Source organism: Kitasatospora sp. P5_F3, assembly GCF_054049135.1.
In genome coordinates this window covers 1-19,746 of the sequence record NZ_JBFUMY010000053.1, presented here as the reverse complement: position 1 = coordinate 19,746, position 19,746 = coordinate 1, and the positions used below count along the sequence as shown (strand labels likewise).

Sequence of the window (19,746 nt, the reverse complement as noted above, 5' to 3'; positions counted from 1 at the left end):
GTTCGGGTGGGGGCGGTGGCGGGGCGGGGTGGTGCCCCGCCACCGGGTGTCGGACGGTCAGGTGGCCGTGCAGGTGAGGGCCGGGGCCGTGTTGGCGCCCGTCCAGGTGCCCTGTAGGCCGAAGGAGGTCGAACTGCCGGGTGTCAGCGTGCCGTTGTACGCCAGGTTGGTTGCGGTGACCGAGCCTGCGGTCTGCTGGGTGGTGGCGTTCCAGGAGCTGGTGAGCTGCTGGCCGTTCGGCCAAGTCCAGTGCACGGTCCAGGACTTGGTGGCAGTGGTGGCGGTCACCGTGACGGTGGCGGTGAAGCCCGGGGTCCACTGGTTGTCCAGGTGCCACCCCGCCGTGCAGCCCGCGTTGCCGCCGCCGTTGCCGCCCGTGGTGGTGCTGACGGCGGCGGAGGCGGCCGAGACGTTGCCGGCCGCGTCCCTGGCCCGCACGGTGTAGGAGTACGTGGTGGCGGCGGTCAGGCCGGTGTCGGTGTACGAGGTGCCGGTCGCCGTACCGGCCAGGGTCGCGCCACGGTAGACGTCGTACCCGGTGACGCCGACGTTGTCGGTCGAGGGGGTCCAGGAGAGCGAGACCGTACTCGCGGTGCTGCCGGTCACGGCGAGCCCGGCGGGTGCGGACGGTGCCTGCACGTCACCGCCACCGCCACCGCCGACCGGGCCGAAGCCGGGGGCCTTGACGTCCGTCAGGTAGGCGTCCTTGGTGGTGTTGACGGTGGTCCAGTCGTCGTTCAGGATGCCGCCGGTGTCACCGGAGTTGGGGTTCCAGGACCAGAACGTCCAGCTGATGCTGTCCGCGCCGTACTGGGCCGTCGGCCGCAGGTACTGCACCAGCGCCTTCAGCCACTTCTGGTCGACGGTGGACTGCAGGGTGGTGCCGAACTCGCCGACCCACACCGGGGCGATGTTCTGCTGGAACAGGTAGCCCCAGTTGCGGTCCCAGACGCCCGGCAGGTTGGCCGGGAAGGACGGGTCGCTGAACCAGCTCTGCTGAGCCACGCTGGTCGCGTAGTCGTGCGCGGAGTAGACCAGCCGATCGGCCACGTTGAGCCGGACGGGGTACTGGCCGGCGCCCTGGAGGTTGCCGCCCCACCAGTACGAGCTGCCGTTGAAGGTCTGGTTGCCCTCGACGAAGACCAGCAGCTGCGGGTTGGCTGCGAGCACCGCGTTGCCGGCCCGTTCGGCGGCGAGGCGCCAGTCGAGGGCGGGGTCGCCGCAGCCCCAACAGGCCGGGTCGTGCGGCTCGTTGTGCAGGTCGATGCCGATCACGGCGGGCTTGCCCGCGTACCGGGTGGCCAGGTTGGTGAGGTGGCTGATCCAGGCGGACTCGGGCACGGCGGCGGTGTACCAGAGCGCCGACTGCCCGCTGGAGTCCGGGCGGTGGCGGTCGAGGATCACCTTGAGTCCGGTTGCTGCGGCCTGGTCGACGATCTTGTCCATCACCTGGAGTGAGTTCAGTCCTTGAAGGTCGGCGTTCAGGCCGCCCGAGGTGTTGAGGCTGACCGGCGAGGTGCCGCTGAAGAGGTCGTCGCTGTAGGGCAGCCGGATGGTGTTGTAGCCGAGCGACTTGATCTGGTCGATCATGCTCTTGTAGTCCCGGGACCAGAGTCCGTGCGGGACGTAGTTGGCGGTCTCGAAGCCGAACCAGTTGATACCGGCGATCCGGACGGGGCGGTTGCCGTCGTCGAGGAGCTGCCGGCCGCTGGTGTGCCAGTAGCCGGAGCCGGTCGCACCGGCGGTGGAGACGCTGGTGGTGGGTGTAGTGGCGGCCTGGGCGGCGGCGCCGGGGGCGATGAGTGCGGTCGACGCGAGGGCGATGGTCAACAGGGCATCGCGCAGGCGGCGTACGGGGTGGAGCACGTCGCGGTCCTCTCTGCTGCGGGCCCGGCAGAGAACGGTGGGAGCGCTCCCACGATGCGGAAGGGCTGGACACCGTGCGGTGCTGCCGGGGTGGGGGACGGGGCCCGTAGGGTGGGGGCGGGCCTGCCGGGTCCAGTGAATCCATGGAGTGTCAAGGCGTCAAGGGGCCGTTCAGTATTCGTTGGTTGAACGCGGAACGGCGATCGGACAGGAGTGCAGGGTGGACGGACAGCAGGGCGGCGCGGGCTGGGTGGTGCGCACGGGTGAACGGCCGGGCACCCCGGGGCGGCTGACCGAGGATCACATCGTGGTGCTGCCGGATGCGGTGATCGTCCTCGACGGTGTGTCCACGGTGACCGGCGACGAGCCCCGGGGCGGCTGGTACGCCCGCACCCTCGGCGCGGAGCTCGCCCGCGCGTTCGGCGACGGTGCGGGCCCGGACCTGCGGGTGGTGCTGGCCGAGGCGATCCGCGCGGTCGCCGCCGAACACCGGCTGCTCCCGGGCCGGAGCCCGGCCGCAACCGTGGCGGTGCTGCGCCGCAGCGGCGACCGACTGGACGCGGCGGTGCTCGGCGACAGCCCCGTCGTCGCGTACGGCCGGGACGGTGCGGTGCACGAACTGCGGGACGACCGCCTGGCCGACCTGGTCGCGCCCCGCCCGCAGCTGGCCGAGTACCGGAACCGACTGGCGGCCGGGTCCGGCTTCGACCCGCGGCACCGTGAACTGATGCAGGAACTACGGGAGTTCCAGTACACGGTGATCAACCGCGAAGGTGGCTACTGGATCGCGGAGGCGGAGCCGGAGGCCGGGCTGCACGCCGTGACCGCCTCCTGGCCGCTGGCCGACCTCACCGACGTGCTGCTGGCCACCGACGGAGTCAGCTCCCTGGTGGACGACTACCAACTCGCGGGCTGGGCCACCCTGGTGGAGGACTGCCGACGGGCCGGCCCGCAGTGGCTGGTCGACGCGGTCCACGAGGCGGAGGCCGGGGACCAGGGCGCGATGAAGTGGCCCCGCGGCAAGATCCACGACGACAAGGCCCTGGCCCACATCACGCTCAACTCCTTTGCTGGGCCGGAGTGAACCCGGTCAGTTCTCGGACGGGAGCTGGTAGACGTTGTCCGGGGTGACGATCGAGGTGACCGCGTGGGCGATGAGCGTGCTCGGTGCCGAACCGGCGTGCGGGATGTCGGTGTTGAGCAGGACCACCATGGTGGCGTCCTGCTCCGGCAGGTACATCGTCACGCTCTGGTAGCCGGGCAGCGAGCCGTTGTGCCCGACCCAGCCGTGGGTCCGGAACAGGCCCAGTCCGTACCCGGCATCGTCGAAGCCGGGGATCGAAAGGAACTTCTCCCGCTGCGCTTGGGTGGCCGGGGAGAGCAGGGTGCCGGTGGCCACCACCTTGGCCCAGTGGTGCAGATCGTGCAGGTCGGAGATCATCGCACCGGCCGCCCAGCCCCAACTCGGGTTCCAGTCCGTGGTGTCGGCGACCTCGCCGGACAGCGTCTGCCGGGTGTACCCGTGCGCGTGYGGCTCCGGGAACTCGGTGCCCGCCGCGAGGAAGGTGCGGTGCAGGTGGGCCGGGCCGGTCACGCGCTGCTGGATGAAGTCGGCGAGCGGCATCCCGCTGAGCTTCTCCACCACCAGGCCGAGCAGGACGGTGTTGGTGTTGGAGTACTGGAACGCCGAGCCCGGTGCGAACACGTTCGGGTGGCGGAAGGCGTACTCCAGCAGCTCCGGCGGGGTGAAGGGCCGGGTCGGGTCGCTGAGCAGGTCGTGGACGAAGTCGTCGTCGGCGGTGTACGAGAACAGGCCGCTGCGCATCTCGGCCATCTGACGGATCGTGATGTGCTCGCCGTCGGGGACACAGTCCAGGTAGGCGGAGATCGGGGAGTCCAGCCCGACCAGGCCTTCGTCCACCAGCTCCAGCAGGGCGGTGATGGTGAAGGTCTTGGTCTCGCTGCCGATCCGCATGTTGAGATCGGGCGTCATCGGTGTACCGGTCGCGGTGTCGGCCACCCCGGTCGAGCGGATGTAGGTGCCCCGGCCGGGCAGCCACAGGCCGACCGTCACGCCGGGGATGCCGGCTTCCTGGCGGGTGCTCGCGATCGCCTCGTCGAGGCGGGCCACCAGAGCGGGATCGAGCTCCTGGTGGGGAGCGCCGGCCGGGTGGGCGCTCCGGGTGACGGCTGTTGTCCGGGGGAGCGCCTGGGCAGCGGGCGAGGTCAGGGCGAGCGGGGCCAGAGTGGCGAGGGCGAGCAGGGCGGTGGCGAGTCGACGGGCGCGGACACGGCGCATGGCGGGGCCTCTTCCGGTGGGCGGGGACCTTGCGAGGCCCACGTCATCACCCGCCCCGGCCCCGCACCCGGTCAACCCCGACACCGGCGCGGCGAGTCCACCCGTACGGACCTGGCCCGGCGCCGGGCGATGCTGTCGTGCCGAGCCGTCCGGGGCGGCGCACCCTGGAGTCAGGGAAGGCCGTGCCCGGCCGGGCCGGCCGACGGACTCCGGAGGTGTTGGGACGATGGCGAAGTTCATGGATGTCCACCAGAACATGACCGGCATCACGGCGGAGGATCTCCGCGCGGCCCACATGGCGGACCTCGCCATCGAGGCCGACGAGGGAGTGCACTTCGAGCAGGCCTGGGCGGATCCGGAGGCGGGCGTCGTGTACTGCCTGTCCGAGGCGCCGTCCAAGGAAGCGGTCCAGCGGATCCACGAGCGGACCGGGCACCCGGCCGACGAGATCCACCCGGTGCCGCTGATGGTCTGAGGCCGACCGCCGGGAGTCAGGCCACCGGAGTCAGGCCACCGGATTCGGGCTGAGCAGGACGACCTCGGCCGGACCGGCGCGGAACGCCTTGTTGGCGGCATCGGCGGCGACCATGTGGGCCGAGGCGTCGTGCTGCTGCAGGGCCTCCGCCGAGGCCCACTCCTCGAGCAGGACGAAGCGGTCCGGGTCGTCGTTCACGGTGTGCAGGTCGTACTGCAGGCAACCGGCCTCGGCCCGAACGACCGGTGCCAGTGCGGTGAATGCGGCGATCTGCTCGGCTCCTCGGCCGGGCCGAGTGGTGATGTGGACGATGACGCGCAGGGTGTTCGACATGCTGCGAACCTAGCAAGCTCGCCGGTCCGGCCGCTGGGCTGTTCACTTCCAGCGGTGGACTCGCAGCTCTCGGCAGCGCCAGGAGAGCTGGCGAACGTCTGCCCGAGGTCTGCGGTGGCCCCATTGCCCGCCCGCGACGGACAGGTTGACGATGATCCAGGCACGCCAGGCGGGGCCCACGCCCCGGCCGTCGGCGTACACTTCGCGGCCGTCCACCGACCAGTGCACCGAGTCGGCACCGAACCGGCAACCGATGGTGAGCCACTGCCCCGGCGTGACCAAGCCGTCCAGGTAGGCCGGGTTGCCGGGGCGGACGTGGTTGCTCAGCTCCAGCATCCTCGGGTGGTCGTCGTGGTACTCGAAGACATCCACCTCGCCGTGGCCCGGCTGCGGGTGGCCCGGGGAGACGTCTCGGCCCCAGGTCCAGAGCGCCGGCCAGACGCCCTGCGCGGCCGGCAGCAGGCACTGCGCCTCCAGCAGGTCGCCCGGCCGCAGTTCGAAGCCGCCCTCGGTGTTCTCGGTGGTCACCAGCGGGGTCTTCCAGCGGCGCGGGGTCTCGCGGACGGCGGTGAACCGGTCCCCCTCCGGCCCGTAGCCGGGGACCAGATGGTCCAGCTTGTTGTCGTCGGGGTTGAGGCCGCCCGGTGGGTAGGCGGACGAAATGCCGGCCGCCCACTGCCTACGGTCGGAGAACGGGGCGTCGAACACCACGGTCGGTCCGGTCGGCGCGGCCGGAAGGCCGCTCGGGGGAAGCGATTCGGTCACCGGAGACTCCTGGGTTCGCATGATCGGGTCACTGCGGGTATCCCCGGTGGATCCGTTCCCCGACCGCCTGGTCAACCGGCGTGCGGAGGTGCGAGCACCCGCACACGGGGGCGTGACCGGGCGGGCGCTACGCGCGTGCGCCGTCGTCAGTCGGTCGGCCGGTTCAGCTGGGGTACTCGGCGCCGCGGCGGGCGTAGTACCAGCAGGTGACCACGGTGCAGCTGAGGTAGAAGGCGACGAAGCCCCACATCGCGCTGGTGACCGCGAAGTTGGCGAACATGGCGGGGATGAAGAAGAACCCGTAGGCGGCGATCGCGGCGGTGAAGCCGGTGACGGCTCCGGACTCCATCTCGGCCTGCTTGAGGGCCTGGTCGTGGGCGGGGGTGCCCTCGGTGAGGCCCTTCAGATGCTGGGCCCGGAAGATCACCGGGATCTGACGGAACGTCGAACCGTTGCCGATGCCGGAGAAGAGGAACGCGGCCAGGAAGCAGCCGAAGAAGCCGTAGAAGGAGCCCTCGTTGCCGCCGGTGGGCAGGAAGGTGATGACTCCGACGATGGACGCGGCCATCCCCACGAAGGACAGCACGGTGACCCGGGCTCCGCCGAACCTGTCGGCGATCCAGCCGCCGGCCCACCGGGCGAGTGCGCCGAGCGCGGGGCCCATCCAGGCGTAGGTGGCGACCGAGTAGGCGGGGAAGGTGGTCTTGATCAGCAGGGGCAGCGCGGCGGCGAAGCCGATGAAGGAACCGAACGTCCCGACGTAGAGCCAGGTCATCAGCCAGGTGTGCTTGCGCCGGAAGATGACCCGCTGCCGGCTGAAGGGGGTGGAGGCGACCTTGAGGTCGTTCTGGCCGAACCAGCTGACCAGGGCGAGGACGATCAGGACCGGGATCCAGACGAACGCGGCGTTCTGCAGGTGGACCGGCGTGCCGTCCGCCCTGTGCTGGGCGGAGCCGAGCGCGAGCATCGAGGAGGTGATCAGCACCGGGGTGAGCAGCTGGACGACCGAGACGCCGAGGTTGCCGAGACCGCCGTTGATGCCGGTCGCGTTGCCCTTCGCCCGCTTCGGGAAGAAGAACCCGATGTTGGCCAGCGAGGAGGAGAAGTTCGCGCCGCCGAAGCCGCAGAGCGCGGCGATGACGGCCAGCACGCCGAACGAGGTCGAGGTGTCCTGGATGGCGATGCCGAGCCAGAGCAGCGGGGCGATCAGGACCACGGTGGAGACCGCGGTGAACCGGCGCTGGCCGATCCGGGGGCCGAGGAAGGTGTAGAGGATCCGCGCCGTGCCGCCGGTCAGGCCGGGGACGGCGGTCAGCCAGAACAGCTGCGAGGTCGAGATGTCGAAGCCGACGTCCTTGAGGTTGGTCGCGGTGACCGACCAGACCTGCCAGACCACGAAGGCCACCAGCAGCGCGGGCACCGCGATCCACAGGTTCCGGGTGGCGACGCGTCTGCCGACCGACTTCCAGAAGACCTGGTCCTCCGGCTCCCACACCGTGACGGTGCGGCCGGGCCGGTAGTCCTCCGGGTCGTAGGAAGAGCCGCCGGCGGGTGGCTGCGAGGCGCGTTGGAGTGTGGAACTCATGCTGCTTCCCCTGCTGTTGAGACGGTGCAGGTCCTGCCCGGGGCGGAGGCCTCGGCGTAGGTCCCGATGCCTCCACCCTGCTCCTTTGACCAGCGCTTACTCAGAGCCCAACGCCATGTCCTGGCCGGTCCAAAGTCCTTGCTCCGCGAAGAGGGCGGCAAGCCGATCGAGCCCATCGTCAATCTGATGATCTGTCAGGGAACTGATGGACAAGCGGAGTTGATGCTCGCCGCCAGCCCCGCTGTAGAAGTGGCGCATCGGTGTCCAGAGCACGCCGTACGTGCGGGCCGAGTGCTCCAGCAGGGCGTCGTCGACCGGGAACGGCACGGTGACGCAGACGAAGAAGCCGCCGGTGGGTACGTTCCAGCTGACGCCGGGGCGGCCGCCGAACCTGCTCTCCAGACCGGCCAGCAGCCGGTGGAGGCTGTCGCGGTAGATCTCCCGTTCGCGGCGGTTGCCCTGCTCGAGGCTGAAGTCGTGTTCGAGCAGGGCACCGCCGATGACCGCCTGGGCGATCGGTGAGGTGTTCACGGTGACCATGCTCTTGATCTTGGAGAGCTGGTCGGCGAACAGCCCGGTCCGTCCGTCGGCGTCGGCGACCCGCTGGTCCGCCACGACGTAGCCCACCCGGGCGCCGGGCAGCACGGTCTTGGCGAAGGAGCCGAGGTAGACCACCCGACGGGAGGTGTCCAGCGACTTGAGCGTGGGAGGCGTCCCGTCGCCGCTGTGGAAGACGCCGTACGGGTTGTCCTCCAGCAGCAGGATGTCCTCCCGCTCGGCCACCGCGAGCAGTTCGCGCCGCTGGGCCGGGTCCATGCTGAGGCCCGAGGGGTTGGCGAAGTCGGGCATCACGTAGCAGGCGCGTGGCCGCAGGCCCTCGGCCCGGGCAGCGTGGATCCGGGCCGTCAGGTCGGTCAGGTCGATCCCGGCCGGGCCGGCGGCCACCGGCAGCACGGGCAGGTCGACGAGCCGCGCGGCTCCGGTGAGGCCCACGTACATCGGTGACACCGAGAGCAGCACGTCGCGCTCGTCCGCCCGCAGGGCGCGCAGTACCAGGAACATCGCCTCCTGGCAGCCGACGGTGACCACCACCGACTCCGGGTCCACCAGCAGGCCCTCGTCGCGGGCGAGTTGGCGGGCGATCAGCTCGTGCACGATGCCCTTGGTACGGCCGTACTGGCACAGCGTGCGGTGCACCTCGGCCGGTGAGTACCCCAGGTCGTCGGTGAGATGCCGGCCGAAGGTGCGCAGGCGGCCGAGCACCGACTCCAGGTCGAAGAAGCGCTCGACCGGGCGCCCGGCGGCGAAGGAGAGTGCCTGCGGGTAGCGCGAGGTCACCTCGTTGAGGAAGTTCATCGAGCCGAGCGCAGGGTCCTCCAGCGAGCTGTGCAGGTCGGCGGTCAGCAGGTCCGCGAGTGGCGTGTCAGACACGGGTTCCCGGCCTTTCGGTACGGAGCGCGGCCGCCGCTGCGGGGCCCGCGCAGCCGGCCAGGGTCATCGCCTCGGCCAGCTCGGTGTGCAGCAGGGAGAGCACCGCCGCCACCCCGTCCTCGCCGTGGGCGGCCAGGCCCCAGAGGACCGGACGGCCGAGCAGGACACCGTGGGCTCCCAGCGCCAGCGCCTTGAGTACGTCGAGGCCGCTGCGCACGCCGCTGTCCAGCAGGATCTCGCAGTCTCCGGACACCGCCTGCGCGACGGCCGGCAGAGCCCGCATGCTGGGCGGCGCGCCGTCCGACTGGCGGCCGCCGTGGCTGGAGACCACCACGGCGTCGGCGCCGATGTCGACGGCCGCGCGGGCGTCCCGCGGATCGAGAACTCCCTTCACCACCAGGGGTAGTGAGGTCCGGCGGCGCAGGCCCTCCAGATCCCGCCAGGTCAGACCCGGCGCGAAGGCGGCGCCGGTGTGCACCGCGAGTGCCGAGGCACCGTCGACCCGCCGGTGGGCTTCGGTGCCCGGGCCGGTGGCGAGGTTCGCGGCCTGGACGTGCGCGGGCAGGGCGAAGCCGTTGCGCACGTCGCGCGGTCGGCGGGCCATCAGCGGCACGTCCACGGTGACCATCAGGGCCCGGCAGCCGGCCTCCTCGGCCCGGCGGATCAGCTCGTGGTTCCGGGCCGGATCCCGCAGGCAGTAGAGCTGGAACCAGGTGTCGGCGCCGGTCGCGGCGATGTCCTCCAGCCGGTGACTGCTCAGCGTGCTGACGACGTAGGGGACGCCGCTCGCCCGGGCGGCGCGGGCGGCGGCGAGTTCACCCTCCTCGTGCAGCAGGCGCTGGTAGGCCATCGGCGCGACGGCGACCGGCATGGCCGCCTCGGTCCCGACCAGCCGGGTGGTGGTGGCGGCGGCCGTGACACCGGTCAACACCCTTGGAGTGACGGTGAGTTCGGTGAAGGCGGTGCGGTTGGCGGCGAGGGTGGACTCGGTGCCGCTGCCGCCCTCGACGAAGTCCCAGACCTGCGGATCGAGCACGGCCCGGGCGGCCGCGCGGATGTCGGCCAGCGCGACGGAGGTGTAGGTGGTGGTGCGGTCGTCGATGGTGGTCACCCGAGCTTCTCCGCTTCCACGGCCTCGTACAGCGCCTTGATGTTGCCGCTGCCGAAGGTGGTGGCCCCGGCGCGCTCGATGACCTCGAAGAACAGCGTCCTGCGCGGGTGCGTCGAGCGGGTGAAGATCTGGAAGAGCTGGCCCTCGTAGTCCTCGTCGGCCAGGATGTTCAGCGCGCCGAGCTCCGCGACTGTGTGCCGGGCCGGCCGGAGGCGGTCGCCGAGCATCCGGTGGTAGGCGGCCGGGGCGGTCAGGAACTCCAGGCCGTGGTCGCGCATGGTGCCCACCGAGCGGACGATGTCCGTCGTTCGGAACGCGATGTGCTGGACGCCGGCGCCGCCGTGGTTCTTGATGAAATGGTCGATCTGGCCCGGATCGCGGCTGGTGTCCGGCTCGATCAGGGTGAGCGTCACGGCTCCGGACGGGGACTGCACCACCTTGGAGTCCATCGCCTGGGCGCCGACCACGATCTTCTCGGTGAAGGTGTTCCGGAAGCCCAGCACCTGCTCGTAGAAGTCGACGGTGGCGTCCAGGTGGCCTGCCTCGACGCAGACCGCGAAGTGGTCGATCTCCAGCAGACCGGTGTCCAGCTCGTCCGGGCGGCCGGGCGCCGGGACGAAGCCCGGCAGCCGGCCGGACCCGGTGTGGTCGAGGCGCTGGACGAAGGTGTGCCGTACGTCGTCGAAACCCCCGATCGTCGCGGTGATCACGCCGTCCTGCTGTGCGGGCTCCGCCAGTGGCCGGGCGCCCCGGTGGACGGCCTCCTCGAAGGCGCCGGCCGCGTCCGGTGTCGCCAGCGCGATGTCGGCGACGCCGTCGCCGTGCCGGCGGGTGTAGTCGGCGGCGGGGTGGTCCTCGGCCAGCGCCTGGGTGAGGACCAGCCGTATTCGGCCGCGGCCGACGGCGCGGGAGCTCGCCTCGGCTCCCTGCTCCGAGGTGGCGTACGTCCCGAATCCGTAGACCTGGGCGAACCGTTGAGCGCTCGCGCCGAGATCCTCGACGTTCAGCACGACATGGTCGACGTACAGGTCCTGCAGGCCGCTTCGCCCGTTTACCGTCACGGTGATGATCTCCTGGGTGCCCGAATGGTTCCCCCGGGGCCGCCGGCCGGAACGCCGACGACCTGCTCGGGGATGCGAATGGTGGTGCGGGGGAGTGCTGTTACCAGGGGTCGACCCCGAGCAGCTTGCGCCCGAGCGGGGTCATCACCGCGGTCTGCAGGTCGCTGTAGTGGTGGCCGACCGGACGGTCGCCCGGACGGTCGCCGTTGCCCCAGGGCTGGTCGTCCCGCGCGTAGCGGAAGAACTGCGCGATCCGCGCCTCCGGCCGCCGGTTGTGCGATGCGGCATGCGGCATCAGATGGTGGGTCAGGACGAAGTCGCCCGCCTCCCCGGTGACTTCGACGGTCTCCAGGCCCGCGATGTTCCGCCACTTGTCGTGCAGCTGCCGGCCGCGTGGGACGGCCCTGGCCTGCTCCTCGACGATGCGGTGGCCGCCCGGCACGACATGGATGCCGCCGCCGCCCGGCCGGACGTCGGTGAAGTAGTAGCAGCCACCGAGCTCGACCTCCTCGGAGGTGAAGAGGAACTCGTCCACGTCCTCGGGCACCGCCGGGTCGATGTGCAGGTCCTGGCTCAGCTCGCCCGGGTGCGGGGTGTCGTTGCGCATCGTGATGGCGACGGAGCCGTCCCGGACCAACAGCCGCTGGTGGCCGAGGAGTTCGGCGGTCAGCCGGTAGAGCCGCTCGTTCTGGTACAGCGGCAGGAACTCCGGCCCGTCGAAGGTCTGGTTGCCGGGGGTCCGGAACGGCTTGAACCGGCCGTCATAGGCCTCCCAGTGCTCCGGGATGTGCAGGTCACGCGGGAGCAGGTCGGTGATCAGGCCGGCGTAGTGCCCGGCCTCCTGCCTGCTCAGGACGCCGGGGACCAGCAGGTAGCCGTCCCGCCAGAAGGTGTCGATCTCCTGCTGGGAGAGCAAGGGCGCTGCCTGGGTGATCGTCATGGGTTCTCCAAGGATTCGATGAGCCGACGGTGGTCGGCTCAACTGCCGGAGGAAACAGGGGTGTTCGTGACTTCGAGTCGGCTCAGATCTCGAGCCAGGCCGCGCAGGGTGCGCATCCCGCAGACCCGGCCGAAGCCGGGCAGCAGGTAGCCGCGCTGCCGGAGCCGGTCCGCGAACTCCGAGTACCGGTCCAGCTCTCCGCCCGCCCGGACGTAGCTGAGGTCGAGATCCGGCTCCCGTACCAGCCGGGACTCCGTCAGGACGGCGAGGACCGCGAGCTCCCGGTCGGTGACCGCAGGCCGTCCGGCCACCGTCCGGCCGTCACCGCTGCGGACCACGGGTGGGTCCGCCGCGTCCGAGCTGTCGGCGAGGAGGATCTCGTACCAGTCCGGTACGGCCGCCAACTCGCCTGTCTCGACGGCCTGGAGCAGCTCCTCCCGAAGGTCGAGCGGCTCGGTCGCGGCTCCGGCGGCCACCGTGGCACGAGCCGTCAGCCAGGAAGCGCCCGACTCGTCATCGGTCTGCAGGATCAGCTCGGCCCGCTCCACCTCGGACAGGCCGAGCAGTCGCTGCTCCATCGCCCGGAGGTCGAGCCACCGGTCGTCGGCCCGCAGCTCGGAGCCACCCGGGTGCAGCCGGTCGAGCCCGGCCTCCTCCGCGATGTCCGCCATCGCGCAGTCCTGACCGGCAGCCACCCGTTCGAGGACCAGCTCGATGCCGCCGAGCAGCGCGGCGCACTGATCGGGCGTCAGCACGTCCGAGTCGCCGTGCACCGAAAGCCGGATGGTGTGCGGGCCGGACCACCGCACCGACAGGCTGGCCCCGTACTCGTAGGAGATCTCGTCGGTGGTCTGTGACCCGAGCGCCGAGGCGGGCCCGGTGTGCTCGGCCGGTTCCCGGTCGGCCGACTCGATCAGCTCGGTCCAACCCTGAGGCGGCGGCACGAAGTTGAAGGCGAGATCGGTGGACAGGCCGATGCCCCGGCGGTGCTGGGCCTCGACCCGCTCCCGGATCAGGTCGAAGGGGTCGTACCTGCCGTGGTCGGGATGTCCCGCGACCAGGGCCTGCTGAACGTCGGCGGCCGCCGCGAGCAGGCCCTGGTCCTGCCGACGCAGTGTCACGGGGCTGCGCTGGGCGGTGGCGCACAGCACGCGCCGCAGTTCGCCGTTGTGGCGGTTGTCCAGCGACACGTTGACGGTGCAGGCGTCGCTCCCGGCGCGCCGACACATCAACTCGGAGAACGCCGCCAGGACCAGGGCCGACGGCAGCAGCCCGGCGCTGGACATCGCACGGCCGAGCAGTCGGTCGGCGCCGTGCAGGGTCAGGGTGCTGCGGTAGAAGCGGCCCTCGTACCCGCCACTGGACGGGCGGCCGCGATGCAGGCGGGCCGGCGCCGCTGCGAAGTGCTTCTGCAGCCGTGCCAGCGCCCGGTTCCGCTCGGCCAGGCCATCGGGGCCCGCCTCGCGGAGGGCCGTCTCGGCCGGTTGGAGTCCTGCGGGGGAGTCCGGGGCAGGTGTTCCGGCCAGGACCTCGGTGATCGCCTCGTCCACCACGCGGTGGAACCCGGCGTCCATGGCCACGTTGTCGGCGACCACGGCCAGCCAGCCGAGCTCCCCGTCCCGCAGCAGGTGGAACCGGACCAGGAACCGGCCGACCCGACCGTGCTCCCGGGTCCTGAACTCGTCCACCAGGGCAGCCATGCACTGCTGGACGGTCCGGCCGGGGCCGACCTCGACCGCCCCCAGCGGTGCGCCCGCTGCGTGGACCCGCTGCAGAAGCCGGCCGTCCACGACCTCGAGCGAGGTGCGGAGGATCTCGAACCGGTCCTCCAGCGCGCGCACCAGGCGGCGGGCGGTCGACTCGGCTGTCTCGGTCGTCGAGGCCGGGAGCGGCCGGAGCCCTTCGGCCAGCCCCTTCTCGACGTACCACTGGAACTTCTGCGCCCTGGTCATCGGGGCGGTGAACGACGTGCCGCTCTTCACTCGGAACTCCTCGTCGTGGCCGGGGCGGCGGCCGAGAGCACTCCGCCGTTCTCCAGCACCTGGCCGGTCAGCGCGGACAGTTGACGGATCGTGGGGAACCTGAACACGTCGCGCACGGTGACCGGGGCACCGGCCGCCCGGCTCGCTGCCGTGGCCATCTGCACCGCCGAGACGGAGTCACCGCCGATCTCGAAGAAGTTGTCGTCGATCCCCACTTCGGCGAGTCCGAGCAGGCCGGCCCAGAGTGCGGCCAGGGCGGTCTCCACGGTGCTGCGCGGGTGCACCGGGGCGTCCTGGGTGAGACTGCGTTCCTCGGCCGGCTCCGGCAGCCTCGCCAGATCCACCTTGAGGTTCGCGGTCAGCGGGACGGCCGGGATCACGGTGATCGAAGCGGGGTGCTGGTAGCGCGGCAGCAGGTCGGTGACGTGCCGGCGGAGCTCGGTCACCAGCTGTCGGTCGGCCTCGCGGACGGCCGTCGGATCGCCGTCCGGATCCGCCCGTCGCCCTACGGGGACGAGGTACGCGTCCAGGCGCTTGTCGCCGGCGCCGTCGTCCCGGGCCACCACCACCGCGTCCTGGACCAGCGGATGCCGGGTGAACGCGGCCTCGATCTCGCCCGGTTCGATCCGATAACCACGCACCTTGATCTGGCGGTCGAGGCGGCCCAGGAACCGAAGGGCCCCGTCCTCGCCGCGTCGGACGAGGTCACCGGTGCGGTACAGCAGGGACCCGACGGGCCCGAACGGCTCGGCGACGAAACGCTCGGCCGTGAGCTCCGGACGGCCCAGATAGCCGCGGGTCATCCCGTGTCCACCGACGTACAGCTCGCCCGACTCCCCGTCAGGGACGGGTTCGCCCGCCGGGTCGAGGACGCGGACGTGCACGTTGGCGATCGGACCGCCGATCGGGATCATCGCGGTGTCACCGGTGGTGGCCCGGACGTCGTGGAAGGTGGCGAAGCCGGTGGTCTCGGTGGGCCCGTACAGGTGGACGAGCCGACCCGTGAAGGACTCCCGGGCCAGGTCGGCGGAGTGCGACCGGATGGAGTCCCCACCGAACAGGAGCGTGTGGACGCCCGAGATCGCCCGGAAGTGGCCGGGCTCCAGCAGCCGGAAGACCGGGCTGGTCAGGTGCAGGACGGAGACGGCGTCGCGCTGGACCTGTTCGCAAAGACTCGACAGGTCGTCGCCGCCGAAGGTGTAGACGACGCAGGTGGCGCCGTTGACCAGCGGCCCCCAGATCTCGAAGGTGGAGGCGTCGAAGGACAGCGTGGCGAGTGCGGCGATGCGGTCGTCCGGTGTGATGGAGACGTAGTTCTGGGCGGTGACCAGGTTGACCACGCCGCTGTGCGGGACGAGCACGCCCTTGGGCGTTCCCGTGGACCCGGAGGTGTAGATGACATGGGCGAGGTCGGACCGGCCGATGACGGGAGGGTTCTCCGCCGGGTAGGCGGTGGTCGGCTCGCCGTCCAACAGCTTGTCGTCCAGCAGGAGCACCGCCGCGTCGTGGGGCGGCAGTGCGGAGGCCGGCCGGTGCTGACTGACGATCACCGGGACGGCGCTGTCCCGCAGCATGAAGTCCAGCCGTTCCGCCGGATAACCGGGGTCGAGCGGGACGTAGGCACCGCCGGCCTTGAGCACCGCGAGCAGACCGACGATCATGTCGGCCGACCGCTCGACACAGATACCCACCAACGTGCCGGGGCCGACGCCGAGTTCGCGCAGCTGCCAGGCCGTCCGGTTGGCCCGGGCGTTCAGCTCGCCATAGGTCAGGGTGTCCGAGCCCGCGACCACGGCCGTCCGGTCGGGGGCCAGCTCGGCCTGCCGCTCGACGAGGGAGTGGATGGTGACTCCCGGCCGGAGACCGGCCGGGCCGTCGTTCTGGTGCATCACTGGCTGACTCCGTTTTCTCATGGCAGCAACCCGGGCGGAATCCGTACACAACTGGCCGCTACGGGGCCGGACGGGTTCTTGGCACTGGCGGAAAGAGTGAGATCCGGGATTTCCGGGACGCTCGAACGGGGCGCCGAAGCCCCGCGATCCGGCGGTATTCAGGCAAGGAATACGCGGAATTCGGAACGGTTCACTGGAATTGCGGTCAGACGACTCGCAGGCCAGGGCCTCAAGGAAACTAAGCGATCACACGGCGTCCCGCAAGCTCCTTATGCGAAATCATGGCAATGATCGACTTTGTCCGATGTGTCAGCGATTGTAGCGATTTCATGGAATCTCATCGGTCGACCGACCGAGGCGGTCGGTGATTTGCGGGAGTGGGTATCCGGGCGAATTCGCAGGTCAGTGCGGCGATGCGGGTCGGGCTCGGGGCGCGACGTGCTCAGGTCGGGCGGTGCTGCTCGCTGACGGATCATCAGGCGGGCCGGCGGGCCTGTCCGGTCGATCCGGAGTGGTTGCCCCGAGTCGCGTCGGTCGAGGTGCCGATGGCGACGGGAAATATATGGACGTATCTGGACATAGAGCGACGGATACGTGGCAAAGTCGCATGTGAAATGTGCCATTGCATAAAGTTGCCACTTGGTGGATCATGGTCAAGTGCCGCATCGCCAGCGCCTCCTGAGTCGGGTGGGAGCCCTGAGGCTGCCGCGCCGTACGACAGGGGGATGGACGTTATGAACGGTCGACTGGTGTGCGTCGAGCGAAGATCTGATGGCGGCAGATGTGCCTGCCATACCTTTCATGAGCGGTTTGTGACGGAACTCAGCTAGTACCTCCACCGTTCCCACGCGGAATTCCGGGCCGACCGTCGGGTCGCAGCCCTGGCTCCGGCAATCCCGTTTATCCTCGCCCCCGCCGGGCCCGAGCCGGTCCCGTGTGCAGTGGATGAATTCAGCGAGCTGAATCGACCTCAGAACAAAGGAACAGCCATGTCGCAGAACCGGCCCTCGGCCCTGATCATCGGCGCGGACCCCTACCTGATCCGGGCCTGTCTCCGAAATGACATCGACCCCGTCGTGGTGTACGGACCAGGTCTGCACGACTGGGGTTTCATCGAAATCCCGCAGATTGTCGAGAAGGTCTTCAGCGAGGACACATCGAGCGTGGAGAGCGTGCTGTTCAGCCTCCACCGGGCGGGCCTGACGGACCGTGACTTCAGCTGCATCCACACCGGCGACGAGATGGCCCTGGTCACCGTGGCGGCACTGGCCAAGGTGCTGGGCATCTCGGTGGCTGTCGAGGCGGACGTCGCCGTGCGCTTCCGGGACAAGTGGCTGCAGAAGCAGGCCCTGACCGAGGCGGGCATCGAGGTCGCGAAGTCCCAGGTCATCGAGGACGTCCACCACCCGGACCGGTCCGGGGTCCAGGAGTTCGGCAAGGCGGTGCTCAAGCCGATCGCCGGCGCCGGCACGAAGAACACCTCGGTCGTCGAGGGCACGGCGGGACTGCACGCCAAGGGCGCCGAGTACCGGCGCAGCGGGATGCCGCAACGCACCTTCGTGCTCGAGGAGTTCATGCCGGGAGACGAGTGGATCGTCGACGGTGTGGTCTTCGACGGAGTACTCCAGTTCTTCAGCGTGAGCACCTACGGCGAGCCCTGCCTGAGCACGGTGGAGTTCAGCCGGGCGCTCCAGGTGGAGGTCTTCGACCCGACCGCCGACGCCGGCGTCTACGAGCTCGCGCGCTCGGTGGCGGAGCCCGCGCTGCGGGCGCTCGGCCTGAACCGCGGCGTGTTCCACATGGAGCTCTTCCACCAGCAGGAGAGCGGGAAGCTGGTGTTCGGCGAGTGCGCGGCCCGGACCGGCGGACTGCTCCAACCCGAGCTGGTGGAAGCGAAGTTCGGCGTCGACCTGGCGGTGGCCGCGATCCGCTGCGCCTCGGGTGTCGACCCGCAGATCAAGCCCTCGGTCCGGCCCGAGACGGTGGGTTCCACCTACCTCAACAACCGGCCCGGTGTCCTGGTCGGCTATCCGTCCCCGGCCGAGGTGCGCGCGCTGCCCGGCGTCGAGTACCTGCGGCTCGAACTTCCCTACGGATTCCAGATGGCGGACGCACTGGCGAGCACCACCGAGGCGGTCGGGCAGGTGGTGCTGAGCGGGGCCACCCGGGAGGAGTTCCGCAGCCGGCGCGACTCGCTGGCCCAGTGGTTCGACGAGCGCCTGGTGGTCGTGCCCGCACACGCGACGTACCCCGAACTCCGGGAGTGGCAGCGGCGGCAGTGGCCGGAGACCGTCTCGTCCTTCGGCACCTACTCCGACGACTGACCCGCAGGCCCCGCCTCACCGCCCCGGCCCCAGCAGACCCACATTCCTCCACCTGTTCCGAAGGACCAGCATGCAACGCCGTAACCGTCGGATCCGCTCCTTCCGCCAGTTGTCGACCGACGCGCTGCCCGCGCAGGCCCCCGTCGTCACCCTCTTCAGCGGAGGTCTGGACAGCAGCTACCTCCTACTGCGGTTGAAGAACGCCGGGTTCCAGGACATCCACGCCCTGAGCGTGGAGCTCGGCGGGGACGAGACCAGCGCGCAGAAGCAGCGGATAGCCGACGAGCTCGGCGTCCGGCTGCACGTCGTCGACGGACGCCAGATCTTCGCCGACGAGTTCGTGCGGGCCGCGATCGTCAGCCAGGCCGTCTATCTGGGGACCCACCCGGTGAGCTCCACGCTGAGCCGCCCACTGATCGCGCAGTTCGCCGTCGAGCTGGCCGGGCAGCTGGGCGCGGCGGCGATCCTGCACACCGCCAACCGCTCCCAGAACACCCTGCGCCGGCTCAACGGGGCCCTCGACCTGCTCGGCTTCGAGGGCGCCTACGGCAGCCCGTACGACCTCGACCCGGTCGACCGCGAGGTCAAGATCCAGGAGCTGAAGGAGGTCGGGCTGGCGCAGATGAGCGAACGGGTCGTCAGCGGCGACTCGAACCTCTGGTGCCGCGAGTTCGAGTCCGGCTTCCTGGACGACCCCGAGCAGCACGCCGTCCCCGAGTACATGTACCACTGGAGTGCACGTCGGCCCGACTCCGCCGAGGACACCGTCGAGGTGCGCTTCGAGGGCGGTACCCCCGTGGCCGTCGACGGCGTGGAGCTGCCGATGATCCGGCTGATCGAGGAACTCAACCGGCGGGTCGGCGCGTTCGGCATCGGCCGGTACAGCGGGCTGGAGCACCTGGGCGGCGGCGAGAAGGTGCTGGAGATCCGCGAGATGCCGGCCGCCTGGCTGCTGCTGCGCAGCTACCGGCACCTGGAGGCGGCGGTGCTGGCGGCCGAGACCATCCGGGAGAAGATGCACCTGGAGCAGCTGTGGGTGCGAGAGGCGCTGGAGGGACGCTGGTTCGGTGAACTGCGGTCGGCCACCCAGTCGTTCATGGATTCCTGCGCCCGCCCGGTGAGCGGTTCGGTGCGCTGGAAGCTGACGCCGGGCGGCGCCGAGACCCGGTCGATCGAGGCGGCGCAGCCGGTCTACCTCCGCGACCGGGAGGCATGGGAGCACCTGTCCGTGCAGTCCGAGGTCGCCGCGCTGGCAGGGATCTGGTGAGGCGCCGGCACGACCCGGGCGGTTCCGAACGGCCGACCGGGTCCGGCAGGTGCCCGTACGGCGCTCCTGGCGAAGCGCCGTACGGGGGCGGTGAGTTGGCGGTCCGAGTGCCGTCAGGAGCCGAGGGTGTCGAGCAGGTCCCAGGCCATCAGGCCGGCACCCAGGCAGCCCGCCGTCCCGCCGAGCGCCGCCGGGACGACGGCCGGTGCTCGCTGGAAGGTCAGGCGGCGCCCGATGGCGGCCCGCAGCGGTGCCAGCAGGACTTCGCCGGCCTCGGCAAGCCCGCCGCCTATGATCACGGTGCGCGGATCGAGCAGCGTGACGGCGGTGACCAGTCCGTCGGCCAGCGCGGCCACGGCCTGCTGCCAGACCGCCGCGGCGCGGGCGTCGCCCGCCGCCAACTCCCGTACACAGT

16 protein-coding genes are annotated in these 19,746 nt (G+C 70.7%); 4 read left to right on the top strand and 12 right to left on the bottom strand.

What is annotated here, in order from left to right; all coding sequences use genetic code 11:
- Positions 1-57: 57 nt before the first annotated feature.
- Positions 58-1,866 (bottom strand): cellulase family glycosylhydrolase, encoded by a 1,809-nt coding sequence (locus ACXJMZ_RS26380; RefSeq protein ID WP_457032533.1) that lies wholly within the window; start codon positions 1,864-1,866, stop codon positions 58-60.
- Positions 1,867-2,086: 220 nt separating this feature from the next.
- Between ACXJMZ_RS26380 and ACXJMZ_RS26375 the strand changes: the two genes are divergently transcribed.
- Positions 2,087-2,950, top strand: coding sequence for a protein phosphatase 2C domain-containing protein (locus ACXJMZ_RS26375; RefSeq protein WP_457032532.1), 864 nt, complete (start codon positions 2,087-2,089; stop codon positions 2,948-2,950).
- Between the two features lie 6 nt (positions 2,951-2,956).
- Here the strand turns inward: ACXJMZ_RS26375 and ACXJMZ_RS26370 are convergent, their stop codons facing one another.
- Positions 2,957-4,165, bottom strand: coding sequence for a serine hydrolase domain-containing protein (locus ACXJMZ_RS26370; RefSeq protein ID WP_457032531.1), 1,209 nt, complete (start codon positions 4,163-4,165; stop codon positions 2,957-2,959).
- Positions 4,166-4,391: 226 nt separating this feature from the next.
- Here ACXJMZ_RS26370 and ACXJMZ_RS26365 point away from each other — a divergent pair, with 226 nt between their 5' ends.
- Positions 4,392-4,640: an SCO4226 family nickel-binding protein gene (locus tag ACXJMZ_RS26365; RefSeq protein WP_457032530.1), complete on the top strand. Its 249-nt coding sequence runs from the start codon at positions 4,392-4,394 to the stop codon at positions 4,638-4,640.
- A gap of 30 nt (positions 4,641-4,670) precedes the next feature.
- Here ACXJMZ_RS26365 and ACXJMZ_RS26360 read toward each other — a convergent pair whose 3' ends face one another.
- From ACXJMZ_RS26360 to ACXJMZ_RS26320, 9 genes are all read right to left on the bottom strand, one after another.
- Positions 4,671-4,973 (bottom strand): putative quinol monooxygenase, encoded by a 303-nt coding sequence (locus ACXJMZ_RS26360; RefSeq protein WP_457032529.1) that lies wholly within the window; start codon positions 4,971-4,973, stop codon positions 4,671-4,673.
- A gap of 42 nt (positions 4,974-5,015) precedes the next feature.
- Positions 5,016-5,738, bottom strand: a complete 723-nt coding sequence (locus tag ACXJMZ_RS26355; RefSeq protein ID WP_457032528.1) for a glycoside hydrolase family 16 protein — start codon at positions 5,736-5,738, stop codon at positions 5,016-5,018.
- Positions 5,739-5,901: 163 nt separating this feature from the next.
- Positions 5,902-7,323 (bottom strand): NarK family nitrate/nitrite MFS transporter, encoded by a 1,422-nt coding sequence (locus tag ACXJMZ_RS26350; protein WP_457032527.1) that lies wholly within the window; start codon positions 7,321-7,323, stop codon positions 5,902-5,904.
- A gap of 96 nt (positions 7,324-7,419) precedes the next feature.
- Complete coding sequence (locus tag ACXJMZ_RS26345; RefSeq protein WP_457032526.1) at positions 7,420-8,754, bottom strand: aminotransferase-like domain-containing protein; 1,335 nt, start codon at positions 8,752-8,754, stop codon at positions 7,420-7,422.
- A complete protein-coding gene (locus tag ACXJMZ_RS26340) occupies positions 8,747-9,865 on the bottom strand; it encodes an alpha-hydroxy acid oxidase (protein WP_457032525.1) in 1,119 nt (372 codons plus the stop codon). Before ACXJMZ_RS26340 ends, ACXJMZ_RS26345 begins: the two co-directional genes overlap by 8 nt.
- On the bottom strand, positions 9,862-10,926 hold the full coding sequence (gene hppD / locus ACXJMZ_RS26335) for a 4-hydroxyphenylpyruvate dioxygenase (RefSeq protein ID WP_457032524.1): 1,065 nt from the start codon (positions 10,924-10,926) through the stop codon (positions 9,862-9,864). Before hppD ends, ACXJMZ_RS26340 begins: the two co-directional genes overlap by 4 nt.
- A 100-nt stretch (positions 10,927-11,026) precedes the next feature.
- Complete coding sequence (locus ACXJMZ_RS26330; RefSeq protein WP_457032523.1) at positions 11,027-11,866, bottom strand: phytanoyl-CoA dioxygenase family protein; 840 nt, start codon at positions 11,864-11,866, stop codon at positions 11,027-11,029.
- Between the two features lie 38 nt (positions 11,867-11,904).
- Positions 11,905-13,848 carry a hypothetical protein gene (locus tag ACXJMZ_RS26325; RefSeq protein ID WP_457032522.1) on the bottom strand — a complete coding sequence of 648 codons (1,944 nt, stop codon included), beginning with the start codon at positions 13,846-13,848 and terminating at the stop codon, positions 11,905-11,907.
- A complete protein-coding gene (locus tag ACXJMZ_RS26320; protein ID WP_457032521.1) occupies positions 13,845-15,737 on the bottom strand; it encodes a non-ribosomal peptide synthetase in 1,893 nt (630 codons plus the stop codon). The genes ACXJMZ_RS26325 and ACXJMZ_RS26320 overlap by 4 nt, the downstream gene beginning before the upstream one ends.
- Before the next feature lie 992 nt (positions 15,738-16,729).
- Between ACXJMZ_RS26320 and ACXJMZ_RS26315 the strand changes: the two genes are divergently transcribed.
- Together ACXJMZ_RS26315 and ACXJMZ_RS26310 are read left to right on the top strand one after the other, a co-directional pair.
- Entirely contained in the window at positions 16,730-18,064 is a 1,335-nt protein-coding gene (locus ACXJMZ_RS26315; RefSeq protein ID WP_457032520.1) for an ATP-grasp domain-containing protein, read from the top strand.
- Positions 18,065-18,134: 70 nt separating this feature from the next.
- Positions 18,135-19,331, top strand: a complete 1,197-nt coding sequence (locus ACXJMZ_RS26310; RefSeq protein ID WP_457032519.1) for an argininosuccinate synthase-related protein — start codon at positions 18,135-18,137, stop codon at positions 19,329-19,331.
- Positions 19,332-19,444: 113 nt separating this feature from the next.
- Here ACXJMZ_RS26310 and ACXJMZ_RS26305 read toward each other — a convergent pair.
- The coding region (locus ACXJMZ_RS26305; RefSeq protein ID WP_457032518.1) for an ROK family protein at positions 19,445-19,746 on the bottom strand (302 nt) is incomplete at its 5' end.

Excerpts from the sequence above, each read along its gene's own strand:
- ACXJMZ_RS26315 (WP_457032520.1), top strand. The coding sequence starts at position 16,730 with ATGTCGCAGAACCGGCCCTCGGCCCTGATCATCGGCGCGGACCCCTAC.
- ACXJMZ_RS26350 (WP_457032527.1), bottom strand. The coding sequence starts at position 7,323 with ATGAGTTCCACACTCCAACGCGCCTCGCAGCCACCCGCCGGCGGCTCT.
- ACXJMZ_RS26310 (WP_457032519.1), top strand. The coding sequence starts at position 18,135 with ATGCAACGCCGTAACCGTCGGATCCGCTCCTTCCGCCAGTTGTCGACC.
- ACXJMZ_RS26365 (WP_457032530.1), top strand. The coding sequence starts at position 4,392 with ATGGCGAAGTTCATGGATGTCCACCAGAACATGACCGGCATCACGGCG.
- ACXJMZ_RS26360 (WP_457032529.1), bottom strand. The coding sequence starts at position 4,973 with ATGTCGAACACCCTGCGCGTCATCGTCCACATCACCACTCGGCCCGGC.
- ACXJMZ_RS26330 (WP_457032523.1), bottom strand. The coding sequence starts at position 11,866 with ATGACGATCACCCAGGCAGCGCCCTTGCTCTCCCAGCAGGAGATCGAC.
- ACXJMZ_RS26320 (WP_457032521.1), bottom strand. The coding sequence starts at position 15,737 with ATGCACCAGAACGACGGCCCGGCCGGTCTCCGGCCGGGAGTCACCATC.